Here is a 24,888-nt window from a genome sequence, read left to right as displayed (position 1 = left end):
TGTTTCAATTTTCAGCTTGTTCCAGATTGTTAAAGAGCAATATCTTAAACATGACTCGGAAGTCATCTTTAAGATATGGTGTATCGTCAGATACTTGAGACCGCCGCTTTCACCGGGTGGGTCGGAAGCTTGGCGTCCCCTAGGGGATTCGAACCCCTGTTACCGCCGTGAAAGGGCGGTGTCCTAGGCCTCTAGACGAAGGGGACACGACACCGTACTTTTATGACGCTTTTGCTCGTTACTTTTTCATCAGACAATCTGTGTGAGCACGCCACTCGAACTAATATCTTTAGGTAAGGAGGTGATCCAACCGCAGGTTCCCCTACGGTTACCTTGTTACGACTTCACCCCAGTCATGAATCACAAAGTGGTAAGCGCCCTCCCGAAGGTTAAGCTACCTACTTCTTTTGCAACCCACTCCCATGGTGTGACGGGCGGTGTGTACAAGGCCCGGGAACGTATTCACCGTAGCATTCTGATCTACGATTACTAGCGATTCCGACTTCATGGAGTCGAGTTGCAGACTCCAATCCGGACTACGACGTACTTTATGAGGTCCGCTTGCTCTCGCGAGGTCGCTTCTCTTTGTATACGCCATTGTAGCACGTGTGTAGCCCTACTCGTAAGGGCCATGATGACTTGACGTCATCCCCACCTTCCTCCAGTTTATCACTGGCAGTCTCCTTTGAGTTCCCGGCCGAACCGCTGGCAACAAAGGATAAGGGTTGCGCTCGTTGCGGGACTTAACCCAACATTTCACAACACGAGCTGACGACAGCCATGCAGCACCTGTCTCAGAGTTCCCGAAGGCACCAATCCATCTCTGGAAAGTTCTCTGGATGTCAAGAGTAGGTAAGGTTCTTCGCGTTGCATCGAATTAAACCACATGCTCCACCGCTTGTGCGGGCCCCCGTCAATTCATTTGAGTTTTAACCTTGCGGCCGTACTCCCCAGGCGGTCGATTTAACGCGTTAGCTCCGGAAGCCACGCCTCAAGGGCACAACCTCCAAATCGACATCGTTTACAGCGTGGACTACCAGGGTATCTAATCCTGTTTGCTCCCCACGCTTTCGCACCTGAGCGTCAGTCTTCGTCCAGGGGGCCGCCTTCGCCACCGGTATTCCTCCAGATCTCTACGCATTTCACCGCTACACCTGGAATTCTACCCCCCTCTACGAGACTCTAGCTTGCCAGTTTCAAATGCAGTTCCCAGGTTGAGCCCGGGGATTTCACATCTGACTTAACAAACCGCCTGCGTGCGCTTTACGCCCAGTAATTCCGATTAACGCTTGCACCCTCCGTATTACCGCGGCTGCTGGCACGGAGTTAGCCGGTGCTTCTTCTGCGAGTAACGTCAATTGATGAGCGTATTAAGCTCACCACCTTCCTCCTCGCTGAAAGTGCTTTACAACCCGAAGGCCTTCTTCACACACGCGGCATGGCTGCATCAGGCTTGCGCCCATTGTGCAATATTCCCCACTGCTGCCTCCCGTAGGAGTCTGGACCGTGTCTCAGTTCCAGTGTGGCTGGTCATCCTCTCAGACCAGCTAGGGATCGTCGCCTAGGTGAGCCATTACCCCACCTACTAGCTAATCCCATCTGGGCACATCTGATGGCAAGAGGCCCGAAGGTCCCCCTCTTTGGTCTTGCGACGTTATGCGGTATTAGCTACCGTTTCCAGTAGTTATCCCCCTCCATCAGGCAGTTTCCCAGACATTACTCACCCGTCCGCCGCTCGTCACCCGGGGAGCAAGCTCCCCTGTGCTACCGCTCGACTTGCATGTGTTAAGCCTGCCGCCAGCGTTCAATCTGAGCCATGATCAAACTCTTCAATTAAAAGCTTGATTTGCTTCCACTCGAGAAGCGGTGCTCAAAGATTTACTGCATGAATTTTACTTCAGTTAGTCACTCTTCAAGACTTGATATTTTTTTGCACCCGAAGATGCTGGATATCGTCTTGTGGAGTGCCCACACAGATTGTCTGATAAATTGTTAAAGAGCAGTGAGTTAGGCGCTTTCGCTTGCTAACTCGAGGTGGCGTATATTACGCTTTTCACCCGGAGAGTCAAGCGTTTATTTCGCTTTCCTCTCGCTGACCCGGCGGCTTGTCAGTCGTTGTTCCCGGTCAGTGGAGGCGCATTATAGGGAGTTCTCGGCAGGCCGCAACCCCTAAATGCAAAAAACTTTTCAAGCGCGGATTTTTTCGGCAAAACGCTGGCCAAACCCGCATTTTTGTCACTTTTCGTACTGAATCTGGCTAAATTCCTGGGCGAAACGATCGACTTGCTGCCAATCTGTGTACTCAACTTCCTTACTGGTATCCGTTTCTCCACCGGTCATACGCATAATAAATTGAATCATGATGCGATCGAACCAGCGATAACGTGGATAACGCAATGCCCCGGCAAACACCGCGCACTGTTTTGGCTGCCACGGCGACGCCAACAGGAACTTGCGGGTATAGGCGTTGGTTTGCGGCGAACGCTTTTCCGGTTTGCGCGCGGTCAGATTGACGGCAAAGAATGCACTCGGCATCCGATTCAACTGTTCGGCATGACGTTTAACGAATTTATCCAGCGCCGGGTTAAAGTGCCCGTAGCGAATAGAAGCGCCGATCATCACCTGCTGATACTGGCTAAGGTCGATCTGTTCCGCCTGCAACAGATCGATAACCTCACAGCGCAGTGTATCCTGCAATTTGCTTGCTATATAAGAAGCGATAGCACGTGTTTGCCCGTCACGGCTCGAATAAAGTATCAATGCCTTCATGGCGTACTCCTTATAACAGGCTCACTCACGCCAGAAGGTTGGCGTGAACAGCACCAGCAATGTAAACACTTCCAGGCGCCCGAACAGCATCGTCACCACCAGGATCCACTTGGCCGCCGCCGGCATCGTGGTGAAGTTGTCCGCCACCACGCCCAGACCAGGACCAAGGTTATTCAGCGTTGCCGTCACTGCGGCAAACGCGGAGAAATCATCAACGCCGGTCGCAATGATCGCCAGCATGCTGACGATAAACACCAGCGCATAGGCGGAGAAGAATCCCCACACTGCTTCCAGAATACGTTCCGGCAGTGCGCGATTGCCCAATTTGATGGTATAGACCGCGTTGGGGTGCACCAGCCTTTTCAACTCGCGCGAGCCCTGCAGGTACAACAGCAGAATACGGATCACCTTCAGGCCGCCGCCGGTCGAACCGGCGCAACCGCCGATGAATGCCGAACACAGCAACAGCATCGGCAGGAACAGCGGCCACTTGGCGATGCTGTCGGTCGTAAAACCGGCCGTGGTCGCCATCGATACCACCTGGAAGAACGCCTGATTGAGCGTTTCCATACCGCTCTTATAGACGCCATGTCCCCAGAGCACCAACGTGCACACCACCACCAGCGTCAGTTGAACGAAGATAAACATGCGGAATTCAGGATCGCGCCCATAGACCTTCAGACTGCGGCCGCTTAGCAAAGCGAAGTGCAGACCGTAGTTACAGCCGGAAATCAGCAGGAACACGGCAATGATGGTGTTGATGGTCGGGCTGGCGTAATAACCGATACTGGCATCGTGGGTAGAAAACCCGCCAATGGCGATGGTCGAGAAACTGTGGCCGATGGCGTCGAACACCGACATCCCGGCCCCCCAGAGCGCCAGCGCACAGGCGACGGTCAGCAACACATAGATTAGCCACAGGGTTTTGGCGGTTTCGGCAATACGCGGACGCATCTTGTTATCTTTCAGCGGCCCGGGCATTTCCGCCCGATACAGCTGCATGCCCCCGACGCCGAGTATCGGCAGTATCGCCACCGCCAACACGATGATCCCCATCCCGCCCATCCATTGCAGCATTTGGCGATAGAACAGGATGGCCTTAGGCAACGAGTCCAGCCCCACCAGCGTCGTTGCGCCGGTAGTCGTCAATCCCGAGAAGGATTCAAAGAAGGCGTCGGTCAGCGACAAATTAGGACGTTCCGAAAACAGGAACGGCAATGCCCCCACGCTGCCCAGCACGGTCCAGAACAGCACGACGATCAAGAAACCTTCACGCGGCTTCAGCTCGTGTTTCTGCTTACGGTTCGGCCACCACAGCATCAGCCCGATGGTCAACGCCACGAAGAACGTTTGGCTGAACGCTCGCCCCGCCCCATCGCGATAAATCAATGCCACCAGGCCGGGAATAAACATCGTCCCGGAGAACAGGATGACCAGAAGACCAACGATACGGGTTATGGCGCGAAAATGCATTTCAGCACGATCCTTAGCAATTCAATTGGGAGGATTATTGCGAAATGGGGGTTAATTGCAAATTACCGCGACTGAGATCACGCAATTTATTCCCAAACAGCTCGACCTCAGTCGCCGGCAGCGCCAAATGCAGCACGACGGCGGCGCCGTATTCACCCTGCAGGATCCGACCTGCGATTTGCTGCAACAAGTTCTCCACCAGCGCCAACTGCGCATAGTCGCACTGCAAGATATATTCGGCTTCGGGCACCTTTTGCGCCAGCGCCAGCTGCTTCAATGCCTGTTGAACACCGTTGCCATAAGCTTTCACCAGCCCGCCGGTGCCCAGCTTAACACCGCCGTAGTACCGAACGACTACGGCGGTCACTTCACCGATACCGCTGCCCATCAGCTGCGCGAGGATAGGTTTGCCGGCGGTGCCCGACGGTTCTCCATCGTCGGAGAACCCCAGCTGCTGCGAATCATCGGGGCTACCGGCGACGAAAGCCCAACAGTGGTGCCGCGCCGCCGGGTGCTCATCCCGCACCTGCTGAATAAACGCCTTTGCCGCCTCCACCCCGCCGGTCGGCGCCAGCAGGGTGATGAAACGGCTCTTCTTTATCTCTTCGGTAAAGCAGGTTGCTTCCGCCGGTATCGGGTACGGCCGCATCAAGCCAGGTTCAGATCGCGCGTCATGTTCTCGATGCGCTTTTCATGGATCACGATGTTGTCTTCGATGCGAATACCGCCATACGGTTTCAGCGCATCGATGCGATCCCAGGCGAAGTGCTGCTTGAACTCGCCGCTGCGCCACGGCGCCAACAGAGACTCGATGAAGTACAGACCCGGTTCGATGGTCAACACCATGCCCGGCTGCAACACGCGGGTACAACGCAGGAACGGGTACTTGGACGGCGCCGCCAGATGGGTGCCTTGCTCATCCTGCATAAAACCGGCGGCGTCGTGCACCTGCAGGCCCAACGGATGGCCCAACCCGTGCGGCAGGAACGGCGTGGTGATACCCGTTTCGACCATCGCCTCTTCGCTGAGGCCATTCACCAGTTTGTGATTCTTGAGCAGCTTGGCGATGCGCTGATGCATCTGCACATGATAGTCGGTGTAACGCACGCCGGTTTTAATGGTGTCGATCAGCGCCAGCTGTTCACTATTGAGATCTTTCACCAGATGAGCGAACTCGCTGCCGCTTTGCGCCGCATAGGTACGCGTCAGATCGGCGGCGTAGCCGTTATATTCCGCCCCGGCGTCGATCAGAAAACTCAGGGACTCGGCCGGCGGCTGATGATCCAGCTTGGTGTAGTGCAGCACCGAAGCGTGCTCGTTCAACGCCACGATGTTGTCGTAAGGCACATCAGTATCGCGATGGCCGGTAGCCGTCAGGTAGGCCAGATTGATGTCGAACTCGCTCATGCCGGAGAGGAAGGCCTCATGCGCGGCACGATGGCCGGTTACCGCCGTCTTCTGCGCTTCGCGCATGCAGGCCAGCTCATAGCCGGTTTTAATCGAACGGTGGAAATCCAGGTAGTTCAGCACCGCTTTCGGGTTGATGTTTTCCGAAGGGATGCCGAGATCGCGGGCGCGCTGTTGGGCATAACCGATATAGCCGACGCGCTCACGCTGCGGCGGCAGCTGCTGCGCGATCGCATCGGCGTTGGCCAGCGGCATCAATTCGAGGGACTTGGTCCAGAAACTGTTCGGCAGCGGCTCTACGCTGTGCCAGTAGTCAACCGGGGAGTAGAACCACAGCTTCGGCTTGTTGACGCCATCTATCCACAACCAGCAGTTCGGCACCGACGTCACCGGCACCCAGGCTTTGAAATGCGCGTTCACTTTGAACGGGTAGCTATGGTCGTCCAAAAATACCTTTTGCAGTTCCCCGGAGTGAATCAGCAGCGCATCCAACTTGTTGCGCTCCAGCACTTCACGCGCGCGTTTTTGCAGTTCTGCCAGGTGGTCGTTATACAAAGAAGCCAGCGTTTCCATCACAGTACCCTTATGCCTTAGCACGAAAGAAGCCATCTTAACACAGCGCTCCGACGCACCAACCTCATCGCGTTGGGCATGCGGAGCAGCTCGCAATTCCCTGCAAATGCCGTTACATCCGCAGCTTAACCATTAACCAGCCGCCCAAACCGAGCAGCGCTATCGCCAGCGCCCACAGGCCATGGTGTTCCAACAACACCGCGCCGGCCGCGGCGACGCCCGCCAGACACTGCTGCAGAAAGCCACACAGCGCCATCGCATAAGCGCCGTACTCTTTGGCATCGCTGACGGCCATCGCCATGCTGTTGGGAAACAGCACCGCCTGGCCAAAAATGGTCAGGCAATACAGCGCGATGAACAGCGCCATGCCGGAAAGGCCGGCCAGAACGCCGCTCCACCACAGCAGCAGGATCGCCGCCGTCGCCAGCGCCACGATGCCGCTGCCGGCCTGCATCAGTTTTTTCCCGCCGAGATGCGCCACCGTACGGTTCACCGTCAGCGCCCCGCTGAAGTAGGCGACGCCGATCACCAGCCCCAGGGCGCCGAACGCCGTGACGTTGAGACCAAACTCCTGCTGCATGACGAACGGACTCACTTCCTGCAGTGTCACCGTGGTGGCAAACCCCAGCCCGCCGACGCAGGCCGGCCAAAAGAACCCAGGCCGCCGCAGGATGGCAAAGTAGGTTGCCGCCATCGCCGGGCGCACGCCCCCTGCCCGTCCCGCCTCCAGCGGCAGCGTCGCCATCAGCACCAGAATGATCAAACCGGTGGCGCCCATCAGGACGAAGCCCATCTGCCAGTGCGCATATTGGCTCAGCAGGCCACCGATAAACTGACCGCCGCCCAGCGCGGTGATAAAGGCGATGGAGAGCACCGACAGACGCCGCGCCAGTTCGTCCCCGCTCCAGTTATCCCGCACGATGATGCGCGCGATGATCGCCGCACCGCCGGCACCCACGCCCTGCAGCGCACGCAGCGTCAGCAATTGGGCGCCGTTGCTGCACAGCGCCAACAGCCCGCTGCAGCCAATGAAAAGAAATAAAGACAGCGTCAGGGGCGCGCGGCGGCCAAAGCGATCGGCGGCCGCGCCCCAGAACAGCACCGGCAAGGCGGCGCCGATGACGAAGATTGAAATGGACAACTCGGTGGCGCGCCGGCTCATCGCCAGCTCCCGCATCACCGTCGGCAGCGAAGGCAAGTACACGGTCGTCGCCATTTGCGCCATAAACACCAACAGACACGCCAGCGTCATGGTTCTGGCGGGAATGCTCCATAAGCCGCTGCGTTTAACACAAGCCGCCTTAGTCATGCGTAACCTCGTCTGAATGTTCATTCGCTGCGAGCAAGTGTATGAGGGCCGACAAGCTCCGGCAAATGCCGATAGCACATAAAATATAACTTCGTTTCAAATCAAAAAACTAACTTAGCGACATGTGATCAGACCAGCAAAAATGCAATCTCTCATTTGCATATTGTTAACATAAAAACCACACTCCTCCTCATCTGGTCATACCAGATCATACGCTGATTCAGGAGATAGACATGCTCTACCAAGGCGAAACATTACAACTGCACTGGCTCGATAACGGCATCGCCGAGCTGGTGTTCAACGCACCGGGCTCGGTCAACAAGCTGGACACCCGCACCGTCGCCAGCCTGGGCGAAGCGCTCACCGTGCTGGAAAACCAGCCAGAGCTCAAGGGGCTACTGCTGCGCTCCACCAAAGCCGCATTTATCGTCGGCGCCGATATCACCGAATTCCTTTCTCTGTTCGCCGCGCCGGCTGAAAAGCTGCAGGAGTGGCTGGTATTCGCCAACAACGTCTTTAACCGGCTGGAAGATTTGCCGGTGCCGACCATTTCGGCCATTAACGGCTATGCGCTCGGCGGCGGTTGCGAATGCATTTTGGCGACCGATTTCCGCGTCGCCTCACCGGACGCGCGCATCGGCCTGCCTGAAACCAAATTGGGCATCATGCCGGGCTTCGGCGGCTCCGTCCGCCTGCCGCGCCTGCTGGGTAACGACAGCGCGCTGGAAATCATCGCCGCCGGCAAAGACGTCAGCGCCAAAGACGCGTTGAAAGTCGGCCTGGTCGATGCGGTAGTGGCGCCGGAAAAACTGGCCGAAGCCGCGCTCAACATGCTGCAACAGGCGATCGACGGCAAGCTGAACTGGCGCGCCGCGCGTCAACCGAAGCTGGAGCCGCTGAAGCTCAGCCCGATCGAGGCGGCAATGAGCTTCACCACCGCCAAAGGCATGGTGCTGCAGACCGCCGGCAAACATTACCCGGCGCCGATGACCGCGGTGAAAACCATTGAAGCCGCCGCCAAGCTGGGCCGCGATGAAGCACTGAAACTGGAAACCGCCAGCTTCGTGCCGTTGGCGCGCTCCAACGAAGCGCGTGCGCTGGTCGGCATCTTCCTTAACGATCAGTTCGTGAAGGGCCAGGCGAAAAAGCTGGCCAAGAATGTGGACGCGCCGAAACAGGCGGCGGTGTTGGGCGCCGGCATCATGGGCGGCGGCATCGCTTACCAATCGGCGTTGAAAGGCGTGCCGGTGATCATGAAGGACATCAGCGACAAATCGCTGACGTTGGGCATGAACGAAGCGGCCAAGCTGCTCAATAAGCAGTTGGAACGCGGCAAGCTGGATGGCCTGAAAATGGCGCAGGTGCTGTCGACCATTCAGCCGACGCTGGACTACGCCGGCATCGAGCGCGCGCAGGTGATCGTCGAAGCGGTCGTGGAGAACCCGAAGGTCAAAGCCGCCGTGCTGTCGGAAGTGGAAAACCTGATCGGCGAAGACACCGTTCTGGCGTCGAACACCTCGACCATTCCGATTAATCATCTGGCAAAATCGTTGAAGCGTCCGCAAAACTTCTGCGGCATGCACTTCTTTAACCCGGTACACCGTATGCCGCTGGTCGAAATCATCCGCGGCGAACAAACCAGCGACGAGACCATTGCCAAAGTGGTGGCCTACGCCAGCCGCATGGGCAAAACGCCGATCGTGGTGAACGACTGCCCGGGCTTCTTCGTCAACCGCGTGCTGTTCCCATACTTCGCCGGCTTCAGCCTGCTGCTGCGCGACGGCGCCGACTTCCGTCAGATCGATAAAGTGATGGAAAAACAGTTCGGTTGGCCGATGGGCCCGGCCTACCTGCTCGACGTGGTGGGCATCGACACCGCACACCACGCGCAAGCGGTAATGGCGGCCGGCTTCCCGGAGCGCATGAGCAAAGACTATCGCGACGCCATTGACGTGATGTTCGACAACCAGCGCTTCGGTCAGAAAAACCAGCTGGGCTTCTACCGCTACAGCCAGGACAACAAAGGTAAGCCGCGCAAGGACAACGACGAGCAGACCGATGCGCTGCTGGCAGAAGTGAGCCAACCGCGCCAGACCATCAGCGACGAAGAGATCGTTGCGCGCATGATGATCCCGATGATCAACGAAGTGGTTCGCTGCCTGGAAGAGAAGATCGTCGCCAGCCCGGCCGAAGCCGATATGGCGTTGGTCTACGGCATCGGTTTCCCTCCGTTCCACGGCGGTGCGTTCCGCTACCTGGATACGCTCGGCACCGCCAACTACGTGGAGCTGGCCCAGCGTTACGCACACCTCGGCGCCCTGTATCAGGTGCCGGCCGGTCTGCGCGCCAAGGCCGAGCGTAATGAAAGCTACTACCCGGTAGCGACACCGCTGTCCGACGTCGCTACCCGCCAACCGGCATGAGGTCATAAAGATGGAAAACGTAGTTATTGTTGATGCCGTACGCACGCCGATGGGCCGCTCCAAGGGCGGCGCCTTCCGCCAGGTACGCGCCGAAGATCTCTCCGCTCACCTGATGCGTGAAGTGCTGAGCCGCAACCCGGCGCTGGACGCCGCCGAGATCGATGACATTTACTGGGGCTGCGTGCAGCAGACGCTGGAGCAAGGCTTCAACATCGCCCGCAACGCCGCACTGCTGGCCGAGATCCCGCACCGCGTGCCGGCGGTGACCGTCAACCGCCTGTGCGGCTCTTCGATGCAGGCGCTGCACGACGCGGCACGCGCCATCATGGTTGGCGACGCACACGTCAGCCTGATCGGCGGCGTGGAACACATGGGCCATGTGCCGATGAACCACGGCGTGGATTTCCATCCGGGGCTGAGCCGCAGCGTGGCCAAAGCTGCCGGGATGATGGGGCTGACCGCCGAAATGCTGGCCAAGATGCACAACATCAGCCGCCAGATGCAGGATGAGTTTGCCGCCCGCTCCCACCAGCGCGCGCATGCGGCGACGCTGGCGGGTTACTTCAAAAACGAGATCATTCCGACCAACGGCCATGATGCCGACGGCGTGCTGACCCGTTACGATTTTGACGAAGTCATTCGCCCGGAAACCACCGTCGAAAGCCTGTCGGCCCTGCGTCCGGCGTTCGATCCGGTCAACGGCACCGTCACCGCCGGCAGTTCCTCCGCCCTGTCGGACGGCGCTTCCGCCATGCTGCTGATGAGCGAATCACGCGCCAAAGCGCTCGGTTTGAAAGCCCGCGCCCGCATCCGCTCGATGGCGGTCGTCGGCTGCGATCCTTCCATCATGGGCTACGGCCCGGTGCCGGCCAGCAAGCTGGCGCTGAAACGCGCCGGTCTGAGCGTGCAGGACATCGATCTGTTCGAGCTGAACGAAGCGTTCGCCGCCCAGTCGCTGCCGTGCATCAAAGATCTGGGGCTGATGGACAGCATCGACGACAAGATTAACCTGAACGGCGGCGCCATCGCGCTCGGCCACCCGCTGGGCTGTTCCGGCTCCCGCATCTCGACCACCTTGTTGAACAACATGGAACGTCGCGACGCGCAGTTCGGCTTGGCAACCATGTGCATCGGCCTGGGCCAGGGTATCGCCACCGTGTTTGAACGCGTTTAGCTGTGTCTATCTTGGGATGACCGCGTCACCACTTCAAATCGCGGCATCCCGCCAAGTTTAGTTGCCGTTCTTCCCGCCTGTCAGGGGCGGGTTTTTTATGCCTGAAGTTTGCCGACGCCCAAATAAAAACGGGGCGCCCCTCGGCCACCCCGTTCACTGCGTATCGCCTCTGTCAGATAAACGAAAACGCGTCGCCGAACATATGCGCTTCCTGCGCGCCGCGCTCGGCGCAGAAACGCTCGCGGGCGATTTTCGCCATCTCGAAACGCCCGGCGATATAGATGTCGTGCTCCGCCAGCGTACCGAAATCCTGCAGCACCGCGCTGAGCACGGTGCCACTGCGGCCGCGCCATTCGGCTTCAGGCTGCTCGACCACCGGGATCACCTTCAGATTAGGATGCTGCAACGACAGCGCTTCCAGCTCGCTCAGATCGTACAGGTGCTTCAGCTCACGCCCGCCCCAGTAGATTGAAATGTCGCGATCGGGCTGCTGCTCCAGCGCGGTCAACAGGATTGAACGCGCGTAAGAGAAACCGGTGCCGCCGGCGATCAGCACCAGCGGACGGCTGCCCTCTTCCCGCAGCCAGGCGTCGCCGTGCGGCACGTCAACGGTGATCGCCTGCTCTTTCAGGATGCGATCCATCACCGCCATGGCGTACAGATTCAGCTCCGAAGCACCGATATGCAGCTCGATGTAATCTTGCTGCGTCGGGGTTGATGCCAGCGAGAACGGACGCTTGTCGCGCTCGTCCATCACCACCATCAGATATTGCCCTGCCTTGAAAGAAAACGGCTGCTCGGGCACCAGACGTACCCGATAAACCGTATCGGTAATGGCCTCTACCGAGGTCACTTTACAGCTCAATATTGTCATGCGTTCCCTCTGTCGGGTCATCAATGCAAAGCTGAGAACAGAGCCTGACGCTACAGCGTCGGTTCCCTGTCACTGAAAATTGCGAGCTCATCCCAGATTTCGTCGACGCGCGCACGTACCTTTTCATCCATCTGAATCGGACGGCCCCATTCGCGATCGGTTTCACCCGGCCATTTGTTGGTGGCGTCCAGCCCCATCTTCGAACCCAGTCCGGAAACCGGCGAGGCGAAGTCCAGATAGTCGATCGGCGTATTCTCCACCAGAACCGTATCCCTTGCCGGATCCATTCGTGTGGTGATCGCCCAAATCACGTCATTCCAATCGCGCGCATTGACGTCATCGTCACAGACGATAACAAATTTGGTGTACATAAACTGCCGCAGGAACGACCAGACGCCCATCATCACGCGTTTCGCGTGGCCGGCGTACTGTTTTTTCATGGTCACCACCGCCAGACGATACGAGCACCCTTCCGGCGGCAGATAAAAATCAACGATTTCCGGGAACTGTTTTTGCAGGATCGGCACGAACACTTCATTCAGCGCCACGCCCAGGATCGCCGGCTCATCCGGCGGCCGGCCGGTGTAGGTCGAGTGGTAAATCGCGTTGCGACGCTGGGTGATGTGCGTGACGGTGAATACCGGGAACTGGTCGATTTCATTGTAGTAACCGGTGTGGTCACCGTAGGGGCCTTCCGGCGCCATTTCACCCGGCTCGATATAGCCTTCCAGCACGATTTCGGCACTGGCGGGCACTTCCAGATCGTTGGAAAGGCACTTGACCACTTCGGTTTTATTGCCGCGCAGCAGCCCGGCAAAGGCGTATTCAGACAGGGTATCCGGCACCGGCGTCACCGCGCCGAGGATAGTGGCGGGATCGGCGCCCAGCGCCACCGCAACCGGGAAACGCTCGCCGGGGTGCGCCTGGCACCACTCCTGGTAATCCAGCGCGCCGCCGCGGTGCGACAGCCAGCGCATGATCACTTTATTCTTGCCCAGCACCTGCTGACGATAGATACCGAGGTTTTGCCGTTCCTTATGCGGGCCGCGGGTCACCGTCAGCCCCCAGGTGATCAGCGGCGCGGCGTCTTCCGGCCAGCAGTGCATCACCGGAATGCGGCCCAGATCGACATCATCGCCCTGCCATACCTGCTCCTGACAAGGCGCGGATCCCAGTACCTTGGTCGGCATGTTCAGCACCTGCTTGAACTTCGGTATTTTGTCGAACAGATCGCGGAAACCTTTCGGCGGCTCCGGCTCTTTGAGGAAAGCCAGCAGTTTGCCGACTTCGCGCAGCGCGCTGATGTCTTCCTGCCCCATGCCCATCGCCACGCGATTGGCGGTGCCGAACAGGTTGCACAGCACCGGCATGTCGTACCCTTTCGGGTTTTCAAACAGCAGTGCCGGGCCGCCCGCCCGCAGGGTGCGATCGGCAATTTCCGTCATTTCCAGGTAAGGATCGATCGGCTGGCTGATGCGTTTTAGTTCCCCTCTCTTCTCCAGCAACGAGAGGAAATCGCGTAAGTCACGGTATTTCATGCTGATCATTATAGCGGCCAGTGGGGAGGGCATTATAAGCCCTCTTCAAGGTTGTTGCTGCAATTTTGTTAACGCCGCCCGCTGCCGGGTGGCTCTCAGCCGCAGTTGAACGGCACCAGCGCAGCCAGTGCGCGCGTATCCTGATATTCTCGCGTCTCTTCGCCGTGGCGGAACACCTTAAAGCCCTGCCCGTTGGCGCTGAAATAACGCAGCGCATTGCCTTCAACGTGCAACAGACTGCCTTCACGCAACGCCACTACCGATTCGCTCGGGTTGATCGCACAGAACTCCGCGAGACGCTCGTCACGGGTTTCGCCCATGTGGCCGCTGATGTGCGCATCGATGTAATGCGGGTTAATCTGCACCGGGAACAACCCCAGCGCCGGCAACACCACGCTGCAGCGCACCGGCATGTCATTGGTGGTGCGAATACTCGGCGTCGCCACGTTGCAACCTGCGCTCCAGCCGACGTAAGGCACTTCACGCTCGCGCACCGCGCGCTGGATAGGCACGATCAGGCTTTGTTCGTGCAGCATCTGGTTCAGCAACCAGGTGTTGCCGCCGCTGACCAAAATGCATTCGGCCTGCGCGATCGCCGCCGCCGGTGAAGCGGCGTGGTGAATGCTGGTGACTTCAATGCCCAATGTTTGCGCCAGCTCCTGCGCGCGCCGATCGTAGTCGTAACGGATCAGCGCGTAAGGGATAAAGACGGCGGATTTGATGCCGCGGCGCGCAATCATCGCCAGCAGTTGGCTTTTGGCGTACCCCAGCAGCTCGGCTTCGCCAGACAGCTTGCCGTTGCTCAACAGAAACAGCTCCATTCTTCTCCCCTCGGTCAAAAACGATGAATAGCGTCACAGCCGGCGGCGCAACGCCTTGCCATACTGTGACGGTAACAAATTTTTAGCCCTCTGTTATACCAGCGCCGTATCGATAAGTGTGTGACCCCTCGCTAATAGCCGTAGATTCAGAAAGATAGGCGATGTTACATGCTGAAACTTGCATCACTATGTATCCGGAATAGCTTTTGATATGCTTACCGGCTGGCAGAAAGGCATGTGAAATTATGGAATCCTGGTATCTACTTTATTGCAAACGCGGTCAGCTGTTGCGAGCGCAGGAACATCTGGAGCGGCAGCAGGTAAACTGCCTCAGCCCGATCATCACGCTGGAAAAAATCGTGCGTGGTAAGCGCATCGCGGTCAGCGAACCCCTGTTTCCCAATTATCTGTTTGTGGAATTCGACCCGGAGCGCATTCACACCACCACCATCAGCGCCACCCGCGGCGTCAGCCACTTCGTGCGTTTCGGCGCGCTGCCGAGCGTCATCCCGAGCAAGGTGATCGATGAACTGCGCACGCACACCAGCGAGACCTACGTCGATCCGGAAACCCCGCAGCCGGGCGATACCGTTCTGATCGTCGATGGCGTATTCGAAGGGCTGCAGGCGATCTACACCGAGCCGGACGGCGAGGCCCGCTCGATGCTGTTGCTCAACCTGATCAACAAACAGGTCAGTCAAAGCATCGACAATCGGCAATTCCAGAAAATGTAATGCAAAAAGGCGCCCTCAGGCGCCTTTTTTACGGTATCGCGCTTAGCGGCGCAGCGCTTCTTCATGCAGCCATTGGGCGACACGTTTGGCGAAGTAGGTCAGCACGCCGTCGGCGCCGGCGCGTTTAAAGCACATCAACGACTCCATCACCGCAGGCTGCTCCTGCAGCCAGCCGTTCTGAATCGCCGCCATGTGCATGGCGTACTCGCCGGACACCTGATAAGCGAAAGTCGGCACACCGAAGGTATCCTTCACCCGGCGCACCACATCCAGGTAAGGCATGCCCGGTTTCACCATCACCATGTCCGCGCCTTCCTGCAGATCCTGCGCAATCTCTTGCAGCGCTTCATCGCTGTTGGCCGGATCCATCTGATAGGTCTTTTTGTTGCCGCCTTTCAGGTTGCCGCTGGAACCCAGCGCATCGCGGAACGGACCGTAATAGCAGGAAGCGTACTTGGCGGAGTAGGCCATGATCTGGGTGTTCACCAGGCCCTGCAGCTCCAGACGATCGCGGATCGCCCCGATACGGCCGTCCATCATGTCGCTCGGCGCCACGATTTCCGCGCCCGCTTCGGCATGAGACAGCGCCTGACGCACCAGAATGTCTTTGGTCACGTCGTTAATCACGTAGCCCTGCTCATCGATCACCCCGTCCTGACCGTGGGTGGTGTAGGGATCGAGCGCTACGTCGGTCAGAATGCCCAACTCAGGCACCGCGTCTTTCAGCGCGCGCACCGTGCGCTGCACCAGCCCTTCCGGGTTGTAGGCTTCTTCCGCATGCAGCGACTTCAAGCCCGGTTCAATCACCGGGAACAGGGAGATGACCGGCACGCCGAGTTTGGCGATGGTTTCCGCTTCCTTGACCAGCAGATCGATCGTCATGCGCGATACGCCCGGCATCGAGGCCACTTCTTCCTGGCGGTTGCTGCCTTCCATGACGAACACCGGATAAATCAGGTCATTGACCGTCAGTTGGTTCTCGGCGACCAGACGGCGGCTGAAGTCATGACGGCGCACGCGGCGCATACGGCGACCAGGAAAGGTGCCCGGAAATGCATAGCTCATAGTTTTCTCCTAGCTCAAACCAGCCGGAATAGCCGGCGGGCGTTCTCATCGGTTTTTTGCCCCAGCCATTGCGGCTCTTCCTGCCGCCAGACGGCGACCTGATGCACGATGTGGGGCAGGAAACAGGGTTCGTTGCGGCGAGATGCGGGTTTAGGCTGTAAATCCCGGGGCAACAGATAAGGGGCGTCAGTTTCCAGCAGCAGACGCTCGGCCGGGATCTGCGGCAGCAGGGCGCGCAATTCCAGACCGCGCCGCTCGTCGCATACCCAACCGGTAATCCCGATCGACAGGCCCAGCGACAGGCAGCTTGCTAATTCTTCGGCGGTGCCGGTGAAGCAGTGCACCACGGCCGCGGGCAGTTTATCCAACCACGGCGTCAGTAGCTCGGCAAAACGTGCGTGTGCGTCGCGACAGTGAAGAAACACCGGCAGCGCCAACTCCGCCGCCAGCGCCAGTTGCGCGCTGAACGCCGCTTCCTGCTGCTCCGGCGTCGAGAAGTTGCGGTTGAAATCCAGACCGCATTCACCGATCGCCACCACTTCTGGGCCGGCGGCCAGGGCATAAATCTGCTCAGCGCTACGTTCATCCCAGCTGCCGGCGTTATGCGGATGCACACCGGCGGTGGACCAGCAATAGCCCGCATGCTGCTGCGCCAGTTTGGCGGCCTCGCGGCTCTCAGGCAGATCGGTGCCGGTAATCAGCATCCCGGTAACGCCCGCCGCGCGGGCGCGCTCCACCACGGTCTCGCGGTCTTTGGCGAATTGGCTGCTGGTGAGGTTAACGCCGATATCAAACATGGTTTTTTCCAAAGCAAAAGCCGCCCTATGGGCGGCTTCGCAATCAATGTGGATCAGGGCGCTGGGGGTTCGTCACCCTCGTCGTCGTCTTCCGCCTGCGGACGGCGTTTGCCGGTATAGAAGCGAGCGAAGAATACCCCCACTTCAAACAGCAGATACATCGGTATCGCCAGCAGGGTTTGCGAGAACACGTCCGGCGGCGTCAACAACATGCCGACCACAAACGCGCCGACCAACACATACGGCCGTTTCTTCTTCAGGTCTTCCGGCGAAGTGACGCCGCTCCAGCACAGCAGAATGATGGCGACCGGCACTTCGAAGGCGACGCCAAACGCCATAAACAGCGCCATGACGAAATCGAGGTAGTTTTTAATGTCGGTCGCAATGGTCACCCCCATCGGCGCGGTCTTGGCGAAGAAGCCGAAGGCCAGCGGGAACACGATGAAGTAGGCGAAGGCCATGCCGAGGTAAAACAACAGGCTGCTGGACACCAGCAACGGCATCATCAGGCGGCGTTCATGCTTGTACAGCGCAGGCGCGATAAACGCCCATACCTGATACAGGATCATCGGCGCAGAGACGAACACCGAAACGATCATGGTCAGCTTGATCGGGGTGAAAAACGGTGACGCCACGTCGGTGGCGATCATGCTCGCGCCGGCCGGCAACTGCTTGAGCAGCGGCGCAGAAACCAGCTGGTAGATGTCGTTGGCGAAAAACACCAGCACCACGAACACCGCCAGTACGCAAATAATCGAGTTCAACAGCCGCTTGCGCAGCTCTATCAGATGACTGATAAGGGGTTGGGTATCTTCAACAGCCATGTATTAACGATCGCCACTAGGTTGGTGAGACGCTGGGGTTTTATCCGCAACAGGTTCGACAGGAGCAGGCGCGGTTTCCACCGGCGCCTTAGCCGGTTGCGCCGCCACTGGCGCAGCCACGACGGCTTCAGGTTCCACTGCCGGTTTTGGCACGGCGGCGGGCGCGCTGGCGCTGGTTGCCGCTTCCGCCGGCGTCACGCCGTCGTGCAAGGCTTCCGGATCGATGGCCTGCGGGTTATGGATGGTGTTCGCCAGCTCTTCTTTCTCGCCCCGGTAGGTGCGTTTCAAGGATTCCGCCGCGTCTTTCAGCTCATCCATCGACGCCTTCAACTCCGGCGTCAGGTTCTGCAGGCCGGCCTGTTCGGCTTTCTTCAGGCTGTCCTGCAGCTCCTGCAGCTTCAGCTCCTGAGACAGTTCGTGCTGCACCGAGGCCGCCAGCGAGCGCAGCGCGCGGATCCAGCCCGATACCGTTCTGACCGCAACCGGCAAGCGTTCCGGCCCCAGAACAACCAGGCCGATCACCAGCACCAGCAGCAGCTCACTAAACCCAATGTCAAACACGGTTTATACCTGCTCTTTGTTCTTCGACTCTTCCGGTTTCACTTCCGGCTGCTTATCGGTAATAGGCTTGGCCGAGAAATCAGCGTCATCCAGGCTGCTTTTTTCAGCCGTGTTGGGGGTCGACGGCGTGTCGTCGCCGATCGCTTTTTTGAAGCCCTTGATCGAGGCGCCGAGATCGGAACCCAGCGTGCGCAGTTTTTTGGTACCGAACAGCAGCACCACGATCACTGCGATGATCAACAATTGCGTAATACTAATACCGCCCATTTTAATTACCTCTAATTTTAAGGGGTCTTTTAAAGCCAGCCCGCATTATAGAGCCGACTTTACCAGAGTAACGAATTAAATCAGGTGGTTCGCTTCCAGCCAATCACCCAGCATACGATGCCAGCGGCCATCATCCAGGCAGGGAACACCTCGATTTGCCCCAGCAGCAACAGCGTGCCGCTTACCAACAGTGTAGCGCCAACGCCGAACAAATAACGTGACTGCCCCTGACGAACCCGCTGAGCCTGCATCTGGTTGGTCAGCTTATCAACGCTTTGTTGCAACAGTTTATGCTGCTGCAGGCTGTCGTAAAACAGCTCGGGCAGCTCGGGCAGTTTCTCCGCCCAGAACGGCGCCTTCTCTTTCAGCGCGCGCACCACGGCGGGAATGCCGACCTGATCGCGCAGCCAACTCTCGAGGAACGGCTTGGCGGTGGTCCACAGATCCAACTGCGGGTAAAGCTGACGCCCCAGCCCTTCAACATACAGCAAGGTCTTCTGCAATAACACCAGCTGCGGCTGCACTTCCATATTGAAGCGGCGCGCGGTGTTGAACAGGTTCAGCAGCACGTTGCCGAAGGAGATCTCCGCCAGCGGCTTCTCGAAAATCGGTTCGCACACGGTACGGATGGCGAATTCGAAGTCTTCCACGTTGGTGTCGCGCGGCACCCAGCCGGAGTCGACGTGCAGTTCCGCCACCTTGCGGTAATCGCGGTTGAAGAAGGCGATGAAGTTTTCCGCCAGATAGCGTTTGTCATCCTTGTTCAACGAACCGACGATGCCGCAGTCGATGCCGATGTAGCAGGGATCTTCCGGATGTTCGTAGCTGACGAAAATATTACCGGGATGCATGTCCGCATGGAAGAAGCTGTCGCGGAATACCTGGGTAAAGAACACCTGAACGCCGCGTTCCGCCAACAGTTTCATGTTGGTGCCCTGCTGCTCCAGCGTGGCGATGTCCGAGACCGGAATGCCGTAGATACGCTCCATCACCAACACGCTTTCGCGGCAGTAGTCGGAGTAAACTTCCGGCACGTACAGCATCGGGCTGCCGTCGAAATTGCGACGCAGCTGAATGGCGTTGGCCGCTTCGCGCAGCAGGTTCAATTCGTCCAGCAGGGTTTTTTCGTACTCGCGCACCACTTCGCGCGGACGCAGGCGGCGGCCGTCCGGCAACAGCTTCGGCACCCAGCCTGCCAGCCGGTACATCAAGCGCACGTCGGCTTTGATAATCGGCCCGATATCCGGCCGGATCACCTTCAGCACCACTTCCTGGCCGGTGGTTTTCAGCCGCGCGGTATGCACCTGCGCGATCGAGGCGGACGCCAGCGGCTGCTGCTCGAAGTCGTCGAACCAGGTTTCCAGCGGGCCGCCCATCGCCAGCTCGATATGCTTGCGCGCCAGCGCACCGTCGAAAGGCGCCACCCGATCCTGCAGCAGCGTCAGCTGATCGGCAATGTGCGGCGGGAACAGATCGCGGCGGGTCGACATCATCTGGCCGAACTTGATCCAGACCGGCCCCAATTCCTGCAGCGCCAGCCGCAGACGTTCGCCCAGCGGTTTGTCCTTGTGCCGATTAGGCATCCAGAACAGCAGCCGGCGGCCGAAGCGCAGCGGCAGCGTCAAACGCATTGTCGGGATCAGCTCGTCCAGCCCATAGCTGAGAAAAACGCGGACGATAAAATACAAACGGCGCAGTTCGCCTGGGGTCATCGCTTGCCCTCCAACTTATCCATGCGGGCAATCAGCGCTTCCGCGCTGCGGGCGAGCGCATCCACTTCTTCATTGAACCACACCACTTCCAGCGGCCCCGGTGCCAGACGCCACTCTTCCGTCAGCGCCTCAGCCATGTCTTGCTGCCGACGCATCAATCCGGCCTTGAGTAACGAAGCACCTTTGCCCAGCGCCTGCGTAATGCCTTGAGCGGCGATATCGCCGATATAGGGCGCCAGCCATTCCGCCGGATCCCACTCCGCCAGATCGAGCAGGCCAACCAGCTGTTGCACCACCTGAATATCCCCTTCCACCGTCAATTCGCCGCTGCGCATCAGCACCGGCAACTGCTGGCGATCGCGCAGCTTCAGTAAGGAGGGAATGCGGCTGCGCACCGTGCAATCGGCGCTGTCTTCAGACTGCCCCAGCACATCCACGCGCAGTTCGCTGAACACCAGCACCAGCGGTGAAGCCAACTCTTCCAGTTCGATGCGCAGCACCTTGCCCGCCAGGCGTTGGCGAGCGGCTTTCATGCTGCGATCGCGAAACAGCAGGTTATTCAGCGAGGTTTCCAGCGCACCGGTCAGCAGAGGGGTAAACAGCATCGGCATCTCCCTCTCAGAACTTGAAGCCGCGATGCAGGGCGACAATCCCACCGGTCAGGTTGAAATAGGTGACGTTTTCAAAACCGGCGTTGCCCATCATGCCCTTCAGGGTTTCCTGATCGGGGTGCATACGGATCGATTCCGCCAGATAGCGATAGCTGTCCGGATCTTTCACTACCAGCTCGCCGATCTTCGGCAGCACGTGGAAAGAGTATGCGTCGTAAGCTTTGCTCAGCGGCGCCAGCAGCGGTTTGGAGAACTCCAGCACCAACAGGCGGCCGCCCGGCTTCAGCACGCGGAACATCGAACGCAGCGCTTTGTCTTTGTCGGTGACGTTACGCAGGCCAAAGGAGATGGTGATGCAATCGAAGTAATTATCCGGGAACGGCAGCGCTTCGGCGTTGGCCTGCACGTAATTGATGTTGCCGACGATGCCGCGATCGCGCAGCTTCTCGCGCCCCATCTTCAGCATCGAATCGTTGATGTCCGCCAGCACCACCTGCCCCTGCTCGCCAACCATGCGGGAGAACTTGGCGGCCAGGTCGCCGGTGCCACCGGCCAGATCCAGCACGCGCTGCCCGCGGCGCACGCCGCTGCAGTCAATGGTGAAACGCTTCCAGATACGGTGGATGCCGAACGACATCAGGTCGTTCATCACGTCATACTTTGCCGCTACCGAATGAAAAACGTCCGCCACCATGGCCTGTTTTTCGTCTCTAGCGACGGTGCGAAAACCGAAATCGGTGGTTTCCTGCGATTGATCTGCCATTGTCCTGCCTGCTATTCAGTCAATTTTGTGTGGATGAGTGTACCAGAAGCCCGAGGAATACCCCACCTCGCCACGGCCTCAGCCGTGCGAAACGAAGCCCGGTTCCCCGGCGGTATCATCATCGTCGTTCGTCTGCGGCAGCGCGGCGACCTCGTCGTCGTTCGCCTCTTCCGCTTCATCGTGTTGCGCGCCGGCTTGCTGCGCCAGCAGCGGGTTGATCGGCCGCTTGACCTCAACCCCCAGCGCGCGGAAACCTTCAATTTGGCCGATAAGATTACCACGGCCTTCGCTCAGTTTGTTCATCGCCTGACGATAACTGCCCTGCGCCTTGTCCAGGCTCTGCCCCAGTGCGGACATATCGTCCACGAACAGCCGCATCTTGTCATACAGTTTCGCCGCGCGCTCGGCGATGCGCTGGGCATTCTGGCTCTGATGCTCATAGCGCCACAGGTTGGTGATGGTACGCAGCGCCACCAGCAACGTGGTCGGGCTGACCAGCATGATGTTGTGCTTGAGCGCTTCGCTGATCAGCTCCGGCTCGCGATCGATAGCCAGCAGGAAGGCCGGCTCGACCGGAATGAACATCAGCACATAGTCCAGCGAACGCAGCCCCGGCAGCTGCTGGTAGTCCTTGCGGCCCAGCATGCGAATGTGGCCGCGCAGCGAAGCGATATGTTCGCTCAGCGCCGCTTCGCGCTCCGCCTCGTCTTCACCGTTGAAATAGCGCTCGTAGGCGATCAGCGACATCTTGGCGTCGATCACGACATCCTTGCCCTGCGGCAGGCGCACGATCACATCGGGCTGCATGCGGCTCTGATGATCTACCCGCACGTTGACCTGCGTTTCATACTCGTGCCCTTCGCGCAGGCCGGAGGCCTCCAGCACCCGGCTCAGCACCACTTCACCCCAGTTGCCCTGGGTCTTGTTGTCGCCTTTCAGCGCCTTGGTGAGGTTGATGGCCTCGCGCGCCATCTGCGCATTCAACTGCTGCAGATTGCGTATCTCGTGCGTCAGCGTATGGCGCTCACGCGCCTCCTGGCCAAAGCTGTCCTGCACCTGCCGGCGGAAACCGTCCAGTTGTTCGCGCAGCGGCAGCAGTAACCGATCCAAACTTTGCTTATTTTGCTCGTCCACCTTGCGGCCGCTGTGTTCAAAAATGCGGTTGGCGAGGTTTTCAAACTGGGTGGTGAGGCGCTGTTCGCTGTTGATCAGCAGACGCTGCTTCTCCTCCGCCGCCATGCGCGTCTCTTCCAGACGGATGGTGACTTCGCGCAGCTCGGCCTCCTGCGCGCTGTTCACCTCGCGCTGGGCGCGCAGCTCTTGGTTGAGCAGCTCGCATTCGTTGCGCCAATGGTTGAGCTGTTGCAGTTTTTCATGTCCGGCCGCCAGCTGGCTGTGCAGGTTGCGCAGCTCCAGCTCGTTCTGGCGCGACTGCTGTTCGTGGCGCTGCTGGGCCTCCTGCCGCACGGCCATCTCCTGCTGCGCCTGCTGCAACGCTTGCTCCAGCAACCGCAGTTCGGTTTCATGTTGCGCGTTCGTCTGCTGCACTCGCAGACTGGCGATCAGCCACCCTAACAGCATGCCGATCGCGACGCCGCCAATCCCATAAATCAGACTGGTATCCACCCTGCCTCCTGTTGCACCTTGCCGTTCCGGCGTTTCGCACGCCCATTGCCCGTCACGTTAAGGGGAGGCTGTATGGATGTCCAGCCTGATTTTGCCCGCCGCGCACAATATTGCGCGGCGCTGCGCAATTTAGCGAGAAATCAGCCCAGCCACTGGCTGAGCCACTTGATGCCGAACGCCCCCGGCGCCAGAATGCCGAACGCCCAGATCATCGCCGACGTGACGTTGGCCAACTGGAAGTAGCGCTGCGGCATGCCGCAAATGCCCCCCACCAGCGGCACCACGGCGCGCAGCGGGCCGAAGAAGCGGCCAATGAAAATGCCCAGCACGCCCCAGCGCTCAAAGAAGGCGTGGCCGCGCGCCAGCAGCTGCGGATTGCGCGACAGCGGCCACATATGGGCCACCCGATCCTGATAGTGGTAGCCGATCCAGTACGAGAGCCAGTCGCCGAAAAACGCCCCGGCGGCGGCGGCGGCCCAAATCGGCCAAAAGGCGATGCCGCTTTCGCCGATCAGCGCGCCCAGCGCCAGCAGGATCACCGTGGCCGGCAGCAGCAGCGACAAAAACGCCAGCGACTCGCCGAACGCCAGGAAGAAGATGATGGGAATGGCCCAGCCTTCGTGCTGACGCACGACGTCGCTGACCCAGTTAATAACGTCATTGAGGCTCAATGCGGGGCTCCTGATACGCGATGGTTCGCCGCCTAGGATAAGCCGGGGCGAGTTAAACCCCGGCTAAACACGCGGCAATTTACTCGAGGTAGAACGCCCGCAGCACTTCGCGCTGGGCCGCGCCCAGGCCGTATTCCGCTTCCAGCCAGCGGTCGGTGGAGCCGTATTGTTGGCGGATGCAGCCCAGCGCCGTCATCAGGAACTCCTCGCGCGCGCTGAGCACGTAGGCGAATTGCTCCAGCGCCGCCGCATTCAACTTGATAGACAGCTGATCCAGCATCTGCTCGCGGAAAGCGGCCAGCGTGGTTTCGGTCAGCAGATAGTCTTCCAGCACCGTCGCTTCGTCGGCCCCCAGCGCGAACAGCACCAGCGCCGAACCGACCCCGGTGCGATCCTTGCCGACCGCGCAGTGTTGCACGATTGCGCCGCCGCCGGGGTTGCTCAACAGCTGCGCCAACCGCTGATAGGCCGCATTGCCGAACGGCAGGCGGCGATACAGCTCCAGCATGAACGCCCGGGCGTCGAAAGCGGCCAGCGTTTCGTTGGTGAGCTTTTCCAGGTTGGCGTTGACTTCGCTGCTCAGCGGGTTGGCCGGCACGTGGTGATAGTCGGCGCCATTCCACAGAATATCCGGTTTGGCCTGCACTTCGTCGGCATCGCGGTAGTCCAGCACCGAACGCACCGGCACCCCAGCGAGGAAAGTGCAGTCGTTTTCCGTCAGCCGCTCGAGAGAACCGGAGCGGAACAGCAGGCCGCGTTTGATGCGGCGCCCGTCGGCCACGCCGTTGCCGCCGAAGTCACGGAAGTTAATGCCGCCGTCGAGCGGCGCAAGCGAAGGATGAAGCAGGATCTGGGCGGTCATAAACGTCCTCGTTGTTTTTGTTATGACAACGCGC

At 59.3% G+C, this 24,888-nt stretch carries 22 protein-coding genes, 1 tRNA gene and 1 rRNA gene; 3 read left to right on the top strand and 21 right to left on the bottom strand.

What is annotated here, in order from left to right; translation table 11 throughout:
* Nucleotides 1-130: 130 nt before the first annotated feature.
* The 7 genes from EDY99_RS22550 to EDY99_RS22520 form a co-directional block, all read right to left on the bottom strand.
* Nucleotides 131-206: transfer RNA gene (locus EDY99_RS22550), tRNA-Glu, on the bottom strand.
* Between the two features lie 88 nt (nt 207-294).
* Nucleotides 295-1,836: ribosomal RNA gene (locus tag EDY99_RS22545) — 16S ribosomal RNA — on the bottom strand.
* A 399-nt stretch (nt 1,837-2,235) separates the two neighbouring features.
* A complete protein-coding gene (gene hemG, locus EDY99_RS22540) occupies nt 2,236-2,769 on the bottom strand; it encodes a menaquinone-dependent protoporphyrinogen IX dehydrogenase (protein ID WP_033644954.1) in 534 nt (177 codons plus the stop codon).
* Nucleotides 2,770-2,790: 21 nt separating this feature from the next.
* Nucleotides 2,791-4,242, bottom strand: coding sequence for a Trk system potassium transporter TrkH (gene trkH / locus EDY99_RS22535; RefSeq protein ID WP_004934492.1), 1,452 nt, complete (start codon nt 4,240-4,242; stop codon nt 2,791-2,793).
* Nucleotides 4,243-4,276: 34 nt separating this feature from the next.
* Nucleotides 4,277-4,891: an IMPACT family protein gene (locus tag EDY99_RS22530; protein WP_033644956.1), complete on the bottom strand. Its 615-nt coding sequence runs from the start codon at nt 4,889-4,891 to the stop codon at nt 4,277-4,279.
* On the bottom strand, nt 4,891-6,222 hold the full coding sequence (pepQ, locus tag EDY99_RS22525) for a Xaa-Pro dipeptidase (protein ID WP_033644957.1): 1,332 nt from the start codon (nt 6,220-6,222) through the stop codon (nt 4,891-4,893). Before pepQ ends, EDY99_RS22530 begins: the two co-directional genes overlap by 1 nt.
* A gap of 112 nt (nt 6,223-6,334) precedes the next feature.
* Nucleotides 6,335-7,531: an MFS transporter gene (locus EDY99_RS22520; protein WP_033644958.1), complete on the bottom strand. Its 1,197-nt coding sequence runs from the start codon at nt 7,529-7,531 to the stop codon at nt 6,335-6,337.
* Nucleotides 7,532-7,764: 233 nt separating this feature from the next.
* On the opposite strand from EDY99_RS22520, the gene fadB reads away from it, so the two are divergent.
* Together fadB and fadA are read left to right on the top strand one after the other, a co-directional pair.
* Nucleotides 7,765-9,954 carry a fatty acid oxidation complex subunit alpha FadB gene (fadB, locus tag EDY99_RS22515; protein WP_033644960.1) on the top strand — a complete coding sequence of 730 codons (2,190 nt, stop codon included), beginning with the start codon at nt 7,765-7,767 and terminating at the stop codon, nt 9,952-9,954.
* A 10-nt stretch (nt 9,955-9,964) separates the two neighbouring features.
* Nucleotides 9,965-11,128 carry an acetyl-CoA C-acyltransferase FadA gene (gene fadA, locus EDY99_RS22510; RefSeq protein ID WP_025304928.1) on the top strand — a complete coding sequence of 388 codons (1,164 nt, stop codon included), beginning with the start codon at nt 9,965-9,967 and terminating at the stop codon, nt 11,126-11,128.
* A gap of 172 nt (nt 11,129-11,300) precedes the next feature.
* Here fadA and fre read toward each other — a convergent pair whose 3' ends face one another.
* From fre to pepE, 3 genes are all read right to left on the bottom strand, one after another.
* Entirely contained in the window at nt 11,301-12,002 is a 702-nt protein-coding gene (gene fre, locus EDY99_RS22505; protein WP_048795490.1) for an NAD(P)H-flavin reductase, read from the bottom strand.
* 50 nt (nt 12,003-12,052) lie between these two features.
* Nucleotides 12,053-13,573, bottom strand: a complete 1,521-nt coding sequence (gene ubiD, locus EDY99_RS22500) for a 4-hydroxy-3-polyprenylbenzoate decarboxylase (RefSeq protein ID WP_033644963.1) — start codon at nt 13,571-13,573, stop codon at nt 12,053-12,055.
* 62 nt (nt 13,574-13,635) lie between these two features.
* Complete coding sequence (pepE, locus tag EDY99_RS22495) at nt 13,636-14,361, bottom strand: dipeptidase PepE (RefSeq protein WP_033644964.1); 726 nt, start codon at nt 14,359-14,361, stop codon at nt 13,636-13,638.
* A 245-nt stretch (nt 14,362-14,606) separates the two neighbouring features.
* Here pepE and rfaH point away from each other — a divergent pair, with 245 nt between their 5' ends.
* Entirely contained in the window at nt 14,607-15,095 is a 489-nt protein-coding gene (gene rfaH, locus EDY99_RS22490) for a transcription/translation regulatory transformer protein RfaH (protein ID WP_033644965.1), read from the top strand.
* Nucleotides 15,096-15,137: 42 nt separating this feature from the next.
* Here rfaH and hemB read toward each other — a convergent pair whose 3' ends face one another.
* From hemB to EDY99_RS22435, 11 genes are all read right to left on the bottom strand, one after another.
* Nucleotides 15,138-16,160 (bottom strand): porphobilinogen synthase, encoded by a 1,023-nt coding sequence (gene hemB / locus EDY99_RS22485; RefSeq protein ID WP_042783470.1) that lies wholly within the window; start codon nt 16,158-16,160, stop codon nt 15,138-15,140.
* Between the two features lie 14 nt (nt 16,161-16,174).
* Nucleotides 16,175-16,957, bottom strand: a complete 783-nt coding sequence (gene tatD / locus EDY99_RS22480) for a 3'-5' ssDNA/RNA exonuclease TatD (RefSeq protein ID WP_042785623.1) — start codon at nt 16,955-16,957, stop codon at nt 16,175-16,177.
* 53 nt (nt 16,958-17,010) lie between these two features.
* Nucleotides 17,011-17,781, bottom strand: coding sequence for a Sec-independent protein translocase subunit TatC (tatC, locus tag EDY99_RS22475; RefSeq protein WP_033644968.1), 771 nt, complete (start codon nt 17,779-17,781; stop codon nt 17,011-17,013).
* 3 nt (nt 17,782-17,784) lie between these two features.
* Complete coding sequence (tatB, locus tag EDY99_RS22470; RefSeq protein ID WP_033644970.1) at nt 17,785-18,342, bottom strand: Sec-independent protein translocase protein TatB; 558 nt, start codon at nt 18,340-18,342, stop codon at nt 17,785-17,787.
* 3 nt (nt 18,343-18,345) lie between these two features.
* Nucleotides 18,346-18,609, bottom strand: coding sequence for a Sec-independent protein translocase subunit TatA (tatA, locus tag EDY99_RS22465; protein WP_004934452.1), 264 nt, complete (start codon nt 18,607-18,609; stop codon nt 18,346-18,348).
* An 80-nt stretch (nt 18,610-18,689) separates the two neighbouring features.
* Nucleotides 18,690-20,321 carry a ubiquinone biosynthesis regulatory protein kinase UbiB gene (gene ubiB / locus EDY99_RS22460; protein WP_033644971.1) on the bottom strand — a complete coding sequence of 544 codons (1,632 nt, stop codon included), beginning with the start codon at nt 20,319-20,321 and terminating at the stop codon, nt 18,690-18,692.
* The gene (locus tag EDY99_RS22455; protein ID WP_033644973.1) at nt 20,318-20,926 is read right to left on the bottom strand and encodes an SCP2 domain-containing protein; all 609 of its coding nucleotides are present in this window, start codon (nt 20,924-20,926) and stop codon (nt 20,318-20,320) included. Before EDY99_RS22455 ends, ubiB begins: the two co-directional genes overlap by 4 nt.
* 13 nt (nt 20,927-20,939) lie before the next feature.
* Nucleotides 20,940-21,695, bottom strand: a complete 756-nt coding sequence (ubiE, locus tag EDY99_RS22450; protein WP_004934443.1) for a bifunctional demethylmenaquinone methyltransferase/2-methoxy-6-polyprenyl-1,4-benzoquinol methylase UbiE — start codon at nt 21,693-21,695, stop codon at nt 20,940-20,942.
* A 78-nt stretch (nt 21,696-21,773) separates the two neighbouring features.
* On the bottom strand, nt 21,774-23,321 hold the full coding sequence (gene rmuC, locus EDY99_RS22445) for a DNA recombination protein RmuC (protein WP_123062076.1): 1,548 nt from the start codon (nt 23,319-23,321) through the stop codon (nt 21,774-21,776).
* A 140-nt stretch (nt 23,322-23,461) separates the two neighbouring features.
* Nucleotides 23,462-23,992 carry a DedA family protein gene (locus EDY99_RS22440; protein ID WP_004934438.1) on the bottom strand — a complete coding sequence of 177 codons (531 nt, stop codon included), beginning with the start codon at nt 23,990-23,992 and terminating at the stop codon, nt 23,462-23,464.
* Between the two features lie 79 nt (nt 23,993-24,071).
* Nucleotides 24,072-24,854, bottom strand: a complete 783-nt coding sequence (locus EDY99_RS22435; RefSeq protein WP_033644975.1) for a tyrosine-protein phosphatase — start codon at nt 24,852-24,854, stop codon at nt 24,072-24,074.
* Nucleotides 24,855-24,888: the final 34 nt, after the last annotated feature.

The sequence above is a fragment of the Serratia sp. LS-1 genome, from assembly GCF_003719595.1.
In the GTDB taxonomy this organism is placed as follows: domain Bacteria; phylum Pseudomonadota; class Gammaproteobacteria; order Enterobacterales; family Enterobacteriaceae; genus Serratia; species Serratia ureilytica.
The sequence above is the reverse complement of the archived record's forward strand: the minus strand, read 5'-3'. Positions and strand labels throughout refer to the sequence as shown.